Source organism: Flavobacterium sp., from assembly GCF_046073885.1.
Classification (GTDB): Bacteria; Bacteroidota; Bacteroidia; order Flavobacteriales; family Flavobacteriaceae; genus Flavobacterium.
This window is the reverse complement of the sequence record NZ_JBJTND010000071.1, coordinates 1-12,034: the sequence shown is the minus strand read 5'-3', so window position 1 is coordinate 12,034 and position 12,034 is coordinate 1. Positions and strand designations below refer to the sequence as shown.

9 protein-coding genes are annotated in these 12,034 nt (G+C 33.8%); 2 read left to right on the top strand and 7 right to left on the bottom strand.

Features of this window, described 5'->3' with window-relative positions; genetic code table 11:
- The coding region (locus ACKOWY_RS09860) for a hypothetical protein (RefSeq protein ID WP_408941276.1) at positions 1-407 on the top strand (407 nt) is incomplete at its 5' end.
- A 93-nt stretch (positions 408-500) separates the two neighbouring features.
- The gene (locus tag ACKOWY_RS09855) at positions 501-1,079 is read left to right on the top strand and encodes an HNH endonuclease (RefSeq protein WP_408941275.1); all 579 of its coding nucleotides are present in this window, start codon (positions 501-503) and stop codon (positions 1,077-1,079) included.
- A gap of 85 nt (positions 1,080-1,164) precedes the next feature.
- Here ACKOWY_RS09855 and ACKOWY_RS09850 read toward each other — a convergent pair whose 3' ends face one another.
- The 7 genes from ACKOWY_RS09850 to ACKOWY_RS09820 all read right to left on the bottom strand — a co-directional run bounded on the left by ACKOWY_RS09850 (position 1,165) and on the right by ACKOWY_RS09820 (position 11,716).
- Complete coding sequence (locus tag ACKOWY_RS09850; RefSeq protein ID WP_408941274.1) at positions 1,165-2,100, bottom strand: DUF5655 domain-containing protein; 936 nt, start codon at positions 2,098-2,100, stop codon at positions 1,165-1,167.
- 29 nt (positions 2,101-2,129) lie between these two features.
- The gene (locus tag ACKOWY_RS09845; protein ID WP_408941273.1) at positions 2,130-5,339 is read right to left on the bottom strand and encodes a type I restriction endonuclease subunit R; all 3,210 of its coding nucleotides are present in this window, start codon (positions 5,337-5,339) and stop codon (positions 2,130-2,132) included.
- Between the two features lie 16 nt (positions 5,340-5,355).
- Positions 5,356-6,336, bottom strand: a complete 981-nt coding sequence (locus ACKOWY_RS09840; RefSeq protein WP_408941272.1) for a hypothetical protein — start codon at positions 6,334-6,336, stop codon at positions 5,356-5,358.
- Positions 6,337-6,349: 13 nt separating this feature from the next.
- On the bottom strand, positions 6,350-7,501 hold the full coding sequence (locus tag ACKOWY_RS09835) for a restriction endonuclease subunit S (RefSeq protein ID WP_408941271.1): 1,152 nt from the start codon (positions 7,499-7,501) through the stop codon (positions 6,350-6,352).
- On the bottom strand, positions 7,485-9,047 hold the full coding sequence (locus ACKOWY_RS09830) for an N-6 DNA methylase (RefSeq protein WP_408941270.1): 1,563 nt from the start codon (positions 9,045-9,047) through the stop codon (positions 7,485-7,487). The genes ACKOWY_RS09835 and ACKOWY_RS09830 overlap by 17 nt, the downstream gene beginning before the upstream one ends.
- A 211-nt stretch (positions 9,048-9,258) precedes the next feature.
- The gene (locus ACKOWY_RS09825; protein ID WP_408941269.1) at positions 9,259-10,299 is read right to left on the bottom strand and encodes a hypothetical protein; all 1,041 of its coding nucleotides are present in this window, start codon (positions 10,297-10,299) and stop codon (positions 9,259-9,261) included.
- A 46-nt stretch (positions 10,300-10,345) separates the two neighbouring features.
- Positions 10,346-11,716: an ATP-dependent nuclease gene (locus ACKOWY_RS09820; protein ID WP_408941268.1), complete on the bottom strand. Its 1,371-nt coding sequence runs from the start codon at positions 11,714-11,716 to the stop codon at positions 10,346-10,348.
- Positions 11,717-12,034: the final 318 nt, after the last annotated feature.

The window sequence follows — 12,034 nt, the reverse complement described above, 5'->3', positions numbered from 1 at the left end:
TGAATATTAGCGAAATCAAATTATCTCTAAACAAAAGAATGTGGGCTTTTGACATTTTACACGCTTGGCTATATGATCAGGATAAAGATGCTAATTGGATAATAGCTGGTGATTTCAACTCATCAGAAACTTTTGACTATTTATGGAAAGGTGGACCAATTGGAAGCTTGGAATATATTCAACGATTAGAAAATTTAGGTCTCAAAGAATGTTTAAGGCACTACAAGAATGAACTAGTTCCTACATTTAGGAATTCCAAAGGAGGAAAGATCATCCATCAGTTAGATCATATGTATACAAGTTCAAGCTTGATAGAAAATCTAATTCATTGTAAAACGGAGGAGCATGACTTAATCTTCGGCAATAAACTAAGTGATCACTTACCTATCATTTCCACCTTTCATTAATTTTCTATGTGCAGAGGCAAGAACATATGTACTGAATTAGGAACTGATACTAATGCTTGGAGTAAGGAAAGTCCCTTGCCTAAGCCAGAGTGGATGAACAACGAAGTTGATCTATTTATTAGTGCGGTGGAGGCATTTATAGCTGGAAACAAAAACGTATGCTTAGAGATAATAAGTCAAATACGATCAGATGAGATTACTGAATGGTATATAGAACATGGCCAAATGTCAGGTAGGCACCGAAAACTTCATCTAAACATCACTCCTCCGGAAACCATCGATATTAGCCTTCGTGATCCCGTTCGTTCGCCTGCTAAGATCCAGAAAAAAGTCTTTGAAAGAGATGCCTATCATTGCAGATACTGTGGCGGGAAATTGATTTCGCAAGAATTTCTTAGGACGTTCATTAAGAGCCTAAACTCTCCCCTTTTTTCTAGAGGTGAAACTAATCTCAGCACACATGGAATTATACATATCACCTGGCCTGTAGCAGATCACGTGATTCCCTGGAATAAAGGTGGCCGAACCAGTTTAGAAAACTTGGTATCCTCTTGTGCTCCCTGTAACTATGGAAAAGATGGTTACACGATTGAGCAATTAGGATTAGCTGACCCGTTTGAGAGATCAGCAAAAAATAGTAATTGGGATGGGTTTCAGGGACAAATGTTTTAAATATTTAATGATATTATTTTAAGTTTAATTTATTCTTGTAACCCCAAATTTCACCCCACATATTTTATTAACAATACACTCAAAACTATTGATTTTTTTGCTTCTTAAAGGATTGTTTAATTAAACTGAATCCATAATCAATCTCCTCAATGGTATTTATCCAAATCCTATATTCTCCGTTCCCCCAGTGACCTTTTTCGCTTATATCCTCTGTTCGATTCTCAAAGTCATTCAACTCACCTCTTTTAAGATTTAAAACAATACCAATCCCTTTGTTATATATGATTAAATCAGTGAAAACTTTATTTTGTTTGAATCCAATGGTTTGTTTCCCAATTTTAATTTCAATGTTTTCTCCTAAGCTCAAAATCTTTTCCTTCAAATCTCTGTACATCTCATAGATCACTTCTGGACGATTCTTACTCTTGTTGAGGTGATAATTCTCATCAAGTTTAATTATCTCGCTAGAAACCTGATTTAAAACACTCTTATTGGTATCTGAATTAACTGTTGAATTGATATCTACATCAGACTCGGTAACTATCTGATTCAAGCCTATCAATTCATTTTTAAACCTAGTAATTTCCCATAATTCAAAAGGCACATTCTTAAAGTTTATGGATGTTTTTTGATAATCAGAGAATTTGGGAGAAATAAAGATTATTCGTGATTGACTCCAATCTACTTCGTCCCTTTTAATAGTCGAACCAGTGGTTTCGTTGTACTCTAAAATGAAATCGGATTTGTTATTCAATAGCAAAGATAGATAGGTATATCCCTGATCAATTACAGAGTAATTCGTTCCTCTTTTGTACTCGATGATTACGAATGAATTACTAGTCTTGTCGAAACAAAGCGTATCAAATCGAAAATTCTGAACCTTCAATTCAGATTTAACAAACTCCAATTCGAACAATTCATTCACATTCTTCTCAATCAATACCTGAATCTCTTTTTCAAGTGCGAATTGATTTATAGAAACAGATGATAATTTGTTATTTTCAATTTTAAATAGCTTCATGGATCGGTAGTACGCTTTATATACTAATTTTAATTATTTTTCTTAAAATTCTCTGCCTGTTCAAAAATCTCAACATATACCTCGTCCTTGTCTACTGGAGGATATCCAAACTCATCCAATAATAGAATCAATCCAACTTTTAAAGAGGATTTAATATCATCTCTTTTATTCCAATCCGGGAATTTAGCTTGCCCCTCAACCAAATCTTTAACTGCTTTAGCCAATTCAATCATTTTATCGTCAGGGTATTTGAAGTCGTACTTAATACATAACTCCTTCAAAATATCGTAAAAAGCTTTTTCTTCAAAGTCAATTCCTAATTCGTCCCCAGCCGAAAATTCTTGATGGACTTCCCAAATTAAATCCGTTAGCGCACTTGCCATTTCTTCATATACCTCACTTCTCAAAATATCATTTGCATCTCGATTGTTATAGCGGTCAACTAAAACTTGCATTTTTTTACTAAAATCAATTCCTTTGACCCGGTTAACTTTTCTGATTTCTCCAATTACTTTGGCCAATAGCTGCTGAAGCAATTTGATCTTGGTGTTGGGTAATTTTATTTTATCAATTTTAGCTAAGTAATCTTCATCAAAAATGTCTTGTTCTGTTTCAGCGTCATCCCCAAGTTTAAAGATTTCTTCAACTCCTTCACTTTGAAGCGCCTCTTTAATCATTTCCCTAACTTTAGCATTCATTTGTGCTGTATCAGGGGCATTTCCTTTAGTTAGTTTGAAAACAATGGAACGAACCGCTAAATAGAAATGCGTATGATCTCTTTCTGATTGCGTTAATTGCTCGCTACCTGAGCATATATCATAGGCTACTTTTAATCGTTTGACTAAGGCCATAAAACGGGTTTCAAACTCTTTGGATTGCTGTGAGAATTCAGCAGCCAAGTTTAGCGTATTGAGTTGCTCAATGGTAGTGCCTTTGAAATATTTTGAGCTGTCAAATGTATGGGACAATTTCGCTAATAAGTCGATGTGATTTCTCACGATAATTATTGATTCAGCGATATCTTCAAAATTATCTTTGTCGCCTTCGCTGTATTGCTTTAGCGCCAAATTCATTTGTGTTTTGATACCAATATAATCGACTACTAAACCTTTGGTCTTGCCCTCATAATTACGGTTAACCCTGGAAATAGTTTGGATTAAATTATGTCGTTGTATTGGTTTATCTATATAAATACTATCTAAGAACGGCACATCAAAACCTGTGAGCCACATATCTACAACTATTGCAATTTTGAAATTTGATTTTTCATTTTTGAATTGTCGGTCAAGTTCCTTGCGTTTGTCTTTTGTTCCTAGCAAATTATACATTTCCTCCGGGTCATCTTGCCCCCTAGTAGCAATAAGCTTTATTCGCTCAATTGGCTTTAATTCGCGTTTATCCTTTTCCGTAAGTTCTGCTCCTTCCTCCGCAGCTCGAATTTCATTCCACTCAGGTTTTAAAGCGATAATATTTTTATATAATTCATAAGCAATTTCACGAGTACTACAAACAAACATTGCTTTGCCTTTTACAGTCGAACCCTCTGAAACTCTATTCTCATAATGGTTTACAAAATCCTCTGCAACTGCTTTTAAACGCTCAGGATCACCAATAATGGCATACATCTGTGCCATTTCTTTTTTGCTCTGTTCAATCTGGTTTTCGTTACTTCCGATTTCAGCACACTTGGAGTAATAATCTTCAATCTCTTTTAGTTTGGAATTGTTCAATAACACTTTAGCAGCTCTGCCTTCATATACAATTCTTACTGTAATCTCGTCCTTAACAGATTCTGTCATTGTATAGGCATCTACCACTTTCCCAAACACATCAAGTGTAGCATCGATTGGCGTTCCAGTGAAGCCTACAAATGTTGCATTGGGTAATGAGTCGTGTAAGTACTTAGCAAAACCATAGGTTTTAGTAACTCCCTCTTCTGTTACTTTCACTTTTTGGTCAAGATTCACTTGACTTCTATGCGCTTCGTCAGAAATACAAATCACATTTGATCTATCACTAAGTAGTTGAGTATCTTCCGTAAACTTATGAATGGTCGTTAAAAAAACTCCCCCACTTTGACGGTCCTGAATTAATTCTCGCAAATTCGCTCGGCTCTCTACACTGATTACAGTATTGTCACCAATGAAGTTTTTAGCATTGGTAAATTGACCAGAGAGTTGATCATCCAAATCGGTTCGGTCTGTAATTAATACAATGGTTGGACTTTCAAAGTATTCGCTTTTCATCAACAAACGTGTGAGGTAAAGCATTGTATAACTTTTACCACAACCAGTTGCGCCAAAATAGGTTCCACCTTTCCCATTACCTTCAGGCTTTTGAGCAAGTTTTATGTTGTCATATAAAGCTCGTGCGGCATAATATTGGGGGTAACGGCAGACAATTTTTTCGTTTTTCTTCGAACTATCAGGTATATAAATAAAATTTCGAATAATATCTCTTAATCTAGTTTTATCAAACATCCCTTGAATAAGTGTAAACATACTATCGATGCCGTCCACTTCTTTAGCTAAGCCTGCTACTCTTCGCCAGGCGTAGAAAAAATCATACGGCGCAAAAAATGAACCTGACTTGTTGTTTACACCATCGCTGATAACGCAAAAAGCATTGAATTTAAAAAGTTCAGGAATATCTCTTCGATAACGAACCGTTAATTGCTTGAAAGCATCATGAATGGTAGCTTCTTCAAGGATGGCACTTTTAAATTCAAAAACAACCAAAGGCAAGCCATTAATATAAACGATACCGTCTGGTATGCGTTTTTCTGAACCTAAAATCTCTAATTGATTTACAAATTTGTAAATATTGTTATCCGTTCCATATGCTACCTTTTCTTCTGCTACTATCGAAAAAAGTTTTTCTGGGTCAGGTTGGCGGTGATTATTTAATCCTGAAAAATCAATTAACTGAATGTAAATGTCCTTTTGATTTCGGTCTTCTCTTTTAAGAATAAAACCATCCGAAAGTAGTTTCAAAAATATCTTATTACTTTCATACAAATCTGTAGCAGAAAGTGATTTGAGCTGAAGAATAATAGATTTGATTTCATTTACAGTAATGCCTTGGCCAGCGTATTGAGTTAAGAGAAATGATTTCAAATCTTCTTCTATCAATACTTCGTCAGGCTTGCGTGCTATGGAAATTCCTAAGTGGTGAGGGAATCCTTCTTGCGCCAATAATTCCGTAAATGCTCTTTCTAATTTATCTTCAGTGAATTTCATCAAGTTTCATTCTTTTTTATTGGATCTTTTTAATTATTTCAAATCTTTTTAATGCTAGATTTTTAAAGACGTGACCCCTAAAGGATTCTAGAATTTTTTCATATTCTTTTACACCTACACAATTACAAAAATATGCCTCATGTACAAAATTCAGGTAAGAAACCACTTTCCCAATCTTTCCGTGAAATTTTTCGAAATCTAGATCAGCATTGATAAAAGTTTCTATATCAAGATAATTTGCTTTTATTCTTAATCTATAAATCAAATTGAGTAATGTAGTTTCAGGTATTTTGGCATATATCATATCCCAATGTTTTTTCGTAAAACGTTTTACCAACTCGCCATCTATGTTTTGGAAATTCTTGTTTTTTGAAAATTCTTTTAAACCTCGATTTTTTTTATTTTCTGCATTTTGAATTCTTGTAGATTTTAAAAAACTAGCAATTTGCATTTCTGCGTCTTTTAAACTAACAATTTTAGTTAATACATTAAAATCTTTGTGATCAATATTGCTTATCCCTGTAAATGAAAAATCATTATATCCCCCCGTCGCATAATAACTAATTGCTTTTGGATAATGACCATCTTTAACAGAATTTCCAAATAACTTTATCGACTTTTCATGGTTATCATTAGCTATTCCTTGGGTTTCATGAAATGCAGTCATACATAAATAAATAGAATAATAAGCCTGTGGAAAATGCCAGTGTAAAGCAAATTTATAGAACTCAGAGTCAGGAATTGACAGATGGAAAGCGTTTTCAGTACTCCAAGAATTCCAAAAAAGTCTTTTACATCTTTCTATATCAAATTCAGTATTTCTAACAATTAAACTATTGTAATATGATATTTTTCTTAAATCAATTTTCGCTAGATCATGATCTATAAAAGTTGTAACTGCATCGAAATGATTATAAAAAACATTGGCCGGAATTGATTTTTGAAATATTTCATTTTGCTTCTTTTGAAATTCTATTATTTCATCAAGCCATTTCATATCATTTGCTATTTTAAATTGTTGCTAATTTGGAAAGTAGAGAGTCTTTTAACTTTTCAAGCAAGTTTATTTGTTCCATTAATTCATACTTATAGTTATCAACCTTAATTAAGTATTCTTTAAAGCCTGCTTGAACTTCAATTGAAGGAAACGAAACTTGAAATGACAGTAATTCACCAATTTGAATATTTGGCTGGGTTGAAGTTCCAAAGGCAATACTGTTTATATGTTCTACAAATTCTTTAGTTCTAAAAAAAATTTGAAGAATATTAGGATGCACTATTTTACTGTTTGCTCTAACTCTTATTAATCCATTGTTAAAAACTGCATTTAAATCTTTTCTAATGAAGATATTGCCTCCAACTGTTGCTCCTGTTCTTGCAATTAGAATGTCATTTTTTTTAAGTTGAAATTTTATAAAATTATGATTCTCTACTTTAGTAAATCCCCAGTCATTAACATTTGCATCCCTTGATACATCTTGAATTCTCAAACATTTTATTCCTGTATCTTCATTAACTATCGGTGCTCTTTTAATCGCATCAAGCCCAGTATTTGCAGTGTCAATATAGTCTAATAACGTTGTTCCTATACTTTCATCAAGATTTTGCGAAGTAAATTCCGCAAAAATCGCCTGTGCGGTTTCTTCCAGTTTTTGTATCAGTTGTTGGTTAATGGTTATGCGATTTTGGATGGTGTTATATTCTGTTACGATTTCTCGTTGTTTGTCAATGTGGGGGACTGGTAGAAGTGTATTACACATTTCTTCCCAATCAAAAATTTCTCTTGCACTGCCGTGACTTTTAAATCTTGCGTAACGGTCAAACTCAGGTCTACGAAACCACATCATCAAATATTCAGTATCTAGTTCGTTATTGTCCTTTACTTCAAAAGGAATGTAAGCCTGAGAAATTAAAGCTTTATCATAATCATTGAACAATGCAATAGTAATTTTCTCGCCATTCCTCGAAGTAACAGGGCCAAAAGCAAATTGATTTTTATATATGGTTCTATATGTTGACATATCAGTTCCTATTGTATTCGCAATAGAAGGAATAAACTTTTTTTGAATACTCAAACCCATTAATGGCAAATCGCCTAAATCATTATTTCGCCCAATAACAGGCTGAATATATTTGCCTAAAGGTTTATAATTTGATTTCATAACCCAATTCTTTAAATACGGTTAGCAAATCATTTTTTGAAGAAGCTTCGGCTTTTAACAAGTCGGCAATTTCGCCTTTTAGCATTTCCATTTTTTCTTCAAAGTCAATGTTCTCGTCTCGGTTTACAAACTCAATGTATTTACTTGGCACAAGCGAAAAATCTTTATTGGCTACTTCTTCTAGCGAAGCGGAATAGCAAAACTCAGGAATGTTTTCAATTTCTTTGGTTTGCCACTGGTGGTAATTACTCGTTACCTTTTTTATATCATCATCAGAAAACTGCGTGTATTTTTTTTCAAACGGTTCGCCCAATTGTCGCAAATCCATAAATAAGATTTCTTTTTCACGATCACGGTATTGGCGTTTTTCATCACCAATATTTTTGCTTTGAGTTTTTTTATTTTTATTCAAAATCCAAAGCGTAACACTGATGTCGGTGGTGTAAAACAAATTGCGAGGCAAAACTAAAATAGCTTCCACCAAATTATTTTCAATCAGCTTTCTGCGTATTTTGTATTCTTCGCCACCGCCACTCAATGCACCATTTGCCAATATAAAACCTGCAATGCCATTGTCGGAAAGTTTAGAAACCATATTTAAAATCCAACCATAATTGGCGTTGCTTTTGGGTGGCACATCATAACCTCTCCAACGTGGGTCGTCTTTCAATTCGTTTTCGGCTCGCCAATCTTTTTGGTTAAAAGGTGGATTAGCCATTATGTAATCTGCTTTCAGGTCTTTTTGTTGGTCGTCTGCAAAGGTATCGGCTGCTTTTTCACCAAGGTTGCCACTAATCCCCCGTATTGCAAGGTTCATCTTTGCCAGCTTGTAAGTAGTATTGGTGTATTCCTGTCCGTAAATAGAAATTTCCTTGTTGTTGCCATTGTGTGCCTCAATAAACTTGATAGATTGAACAAACATACCACCCGAACCACAAGCAGGGTCATAGATAATACCTTTATAAGGCTCAATCATTTCGGCAATCAGGTTAACAATGCTTTTGGGAGTATAAAATTCTCCTTTGCCTTTTCCTTCTGCCAATGCAAATTTGGAAAGGAAATATTCATATACTTTACCAACCACATCTTGCTTTGGATCTATGGTTGTATCAATATCATTGATTGTATCGAGCAATGAAGCTAATTTAGTTACATCCAAACCTAAACGAGAAAAGTAATTATCGGGCAAAGCTCCTTTCAAAGCCTTATTGTTTTTCTCAATGGTATGCAATGCAGTATCAATTAGCAGCGCAATGTCATTTTGTTTGGCTCTTTTTATAAGGTAACTCCATCGGCTAGTTTCTTCCAAAAAGAAAACATTACTCATATTGTAGAAGTCAGCCATCTCAATATACTTCTCTTTGCCCTCTGAAATCAGCAATGCACGGTGTTGTTCAAACTTATCACTTGCAAATTTTAAGAAAATCAATCCTAATACTACGTGCTTGTACTCCGCTGGCTCCACACTTCCTCTCAATTTATTCGCCGCTTCCCAGAGAGTTACTTCGATTGCTTTTTCCTTTATTTCTTTCTTCTGTTTTGCCATTTTTTAAGGTAATATTTTAAATTATTTCTATCTGCTAAGTTAAGTTTAAAATTCTCTTTGTCATATTCATGCTTACACACAGACAGCTTTTTTGATTTTGTAAATGAGCAATTTGTATGGACTAAGTTAAAGTCTTGTAAAAAAAACCTGTAATGATAAGAAGCAAAAAAAATCAAATAAACCTGATATCTCCCACAGGTGCTATTGTAAACTATTTTTCTAATTTTATTTTTGTTGTCCTTGATGTTAGATGAGATTGAAGTCTAGTTTGTATAATATTTAAAGGTGATGCAATTGCATTCACATATTGAAAATTACCTTCTCTTTTATTTTCAATTGAGAGTTGAACAGGACAGGCTTCACTTTGGATTGCGTTAACTTTAAATTTATCATTCTCGTTATCAAAAAAAACATAAGGTGCACCAGAAGAACCGAATCTGAAATATCCCTTAATCAAATAACGAGCTCCTTCAAAAGTATAATTTCCTCCAAATGTATCTGGGAAAATTCCAAAATGCTCTAAATAACCTTCAATTTGTGCCTTATTAATCAGTTTTCCTACTTCACTATTAGGAGAACTTTGCAAACAATATATATTAGGCTGATTGTCGTTTAACAAAGAGAAATCGGCCTCAATGCTTGGAAGACGATTTATGACATCTTTATGAGTATTTACTATTTTGTATAAGGCTATATCTTCGTTATAATATGCTTCTACTAGTTCAACTTCAACTAAAAATGTATGTCTATTAATTGCTGGTTCGTGGAAGTATGTATTTTGGTTAAAATGTCCTGTTAATGATGCGTCATTATAAAATTGATTGTTCTTGAATTGTATAATTAGAAATGGTTTGCAAATATTCCTATGTGTCAATTGTAGCCACCTTGTGTCGAAATTTATTTGCTTTAATGTGTCTACTATTTTTTGAAAGTCAGCTTGATTAATAATATTAATGTATCTTTTATTGGTCTGGAAATCTAATGGATAGCAATCATTAAACAATTGTGTCTGTTCATCATTCAAATGCGGTAAGATATCTGTTTTAAATATTGCATTGTCAATTGATTTAAATAATAAAGCTTCTGACTTAATGTTATGTGCGACTGAGAGAATAAATCCGTTGCCAATATGAAAAGCACAGATATTATTGTCAAAATGCCTTCTATCTGTTTCTGCTGAATTATGTATCCACATAAGTCTGAACAAGGGTGAAGTCTGTTCATTTGTCAATTCCAATTGTCTTGTTAGCATATTGATTTCGAATTAAAATACCTTATCTCGTTTTCGAGCTTGGTTCTTATAAAGCAAGATATGTGTTAATCTCTGCACAAAGTCGATTAATTGTGACTACATGTTTTTCATTTATTGTTTTCCCTCCATAATCAATTAATCCTTCAATATTTTTGTCAGGTTTATCTCTTACGTCATCTGTAGGAATATTTTTAAATATATAGTTTTTGAATTTTTGAACTAGGCTCGAAATGAGATAGCTTTTATTGTTATCAAAAATTACAGCAACTTTTTTAAACCCTAAATCAGAAAGCATCGTGACAACCTTATCTGTATTGTCAGCACCACCCACTCCCCAACCGTAAAAATCACCGTTAAGCTGAGTCCCGATTTTATCAAAAACTAAGTTTAAAAATATTACGTCTTCTTGCCCTTCAACGAGAATAATTTTATCATCAAGGAAGAATATTTCTCTGGCATCAAGTCCAAGAATATGAGGGTTGTTCAAGTTGTTTACTAACGAGAGAATCGCTTTACCTGTAGCTTGCTGTAATTCATATATTTTAGTTCCTATAAATTCTTTAACAGTTCTTGAAATCATTCCTCCATTCGCTAATGAAGTCCAACTGATGAAGTATGGAGAATGAGTTAAAATTACAATTTGTCTTGTTTCAGAATATTCCAAAATAAGATGCATTAGCTTTCTCTGAAGAGAAGGGTGTAGTGAAAGTTCAGGTTCGTCGATAACAATAAAGTCATTATCGTTACTATCATACAAAGTATCTACGATTGTAAAAATACTTAAAAGTCCTTCGCCAGTTCCGTCGCTGTTGTGGAACGAACCATTATAATTAAACTTCAAATAATAGTTCCCACTATCTGATTGCTCAATAACCCAACTCGGAACTACTCCTAATACTTTTTCTAAAACAGAATTAAATTCTGCTTGATTTTTTTGAATAGTAAATAAACGCCAAGCAAAGCTGTCAAACTGTGAACCTCTGACTGCGGAAAGCTCAGAACTATTAATATATTGGTCTCGGCTCCAAGTATTTTTACCAAAAAAAGGAGAGAATGTCCTTCTTGAAGGAAGTGTCAAGATTTTTACATTGTCTTTATTTAATCCACTCTCAAGAAAACTAGTTTCACTTCCACCATTTACAGTTGTTTTTAGTACAATAGAAGTTCCGTCATTTTTACTCAATTTAATTTCGACTTTATCACCAGCAACTTTATTTCTTCTTCCTTCAGTAAAACTTGGTGGATTATTTTGAGAAATCGCTCTGAAAGATTCATATATGGTTGACTTTCCAGAATTATTTGGACCAACTATGCAGGTCAATCCACTTCCTTCATTACCGTTTGGAATTGCAAGGTTTAAAGTCTGCTTGTCGCCATAACCGCGAAGTCCTATTATTTCAATTTTATTGTAACTCATTTTTGTCTATTTATTTTAAAGAGTAATATTGCCCTGTTTGCGATATCGACAAGACCGCCTTCGTCTAACTCAATTATAACCAAAAAATCATTAGTTTAAATCACAAATAGACTTCTTAATCCCACACTTCAATAATAATTAGATAAAGAAAGAACATAAAAAATACATCAAACCACTTCCACCTCCCCCGGCATTCCCCTCAAAATCCGCTCCACCGGCTCCATACTATTCACCTCTACTTCGAGGAGCCAGGAGCCATCTTTTTGGTCCGTCAAATAATCAGCCGTTGCCGGATAATCATCTTTTAGGAAGAGCATA

Bases quoted from the DNA above. Each gene is read 5' to 3' on its own strand.
- ACKOWY_RS09825 (WP_408941269.1), bottom strand. From the start codon at position 10,299: ATGCTAACAAGACAATTGGAATTGACAAATGAACAGACTTCACCCTTG.
- ACKOWY_RS09845 (WP_408941273.1), bottom strand. From the start codon at position 5,339: ATGAAATTCACTGAAGATAAATTAGAAAGAGCATTTACGGAATTATTG.
- ACKOWY_RS09840 (WP_408941272.1), bottom strand. From the start codon at position 6,336: ATGAAATGGCTTGATGAAATAATAGAATTTCAAAAGAAGCAAAATGAA.
- ACKOWY_RS09850 (WP_408941274.1), bottom strand. From the start codon at position 2,100: ATGAAGCTATTTAAAATTGAAAATAACAAATTATCATCTGTTTCTATA.
- ACKOWY_RS09835 (WP_408941271.1), bottom strand. From the start codon at position 7,501: ATGAAATCAAATTATAAACCTTTAGGCAAATATATTCAGCCTGTTATT.
- ACKOWY_RS09830 (WP_408941270.1), bottom strand. From the start codon at position 9,047: ATGGCAAAACAGAAGAAAGAAATAAAGGAAAAAGCAATCGAAGTAACT.
- ACKOWY_RS09820 (WP_408941268.1), bottom strand. From the start codon at position 11,716: ATGAGTTACAATAAAATTGAAATAATAGGACTTCGCGGTTATGGCGAC.
- ACKOWY_RS09855 (WP_408941275.1), top strand. From the start codon at position 501: ATGAACAACGAAGTTGATCTATTTATTAGTGCGGTGGAGGCATTTATA.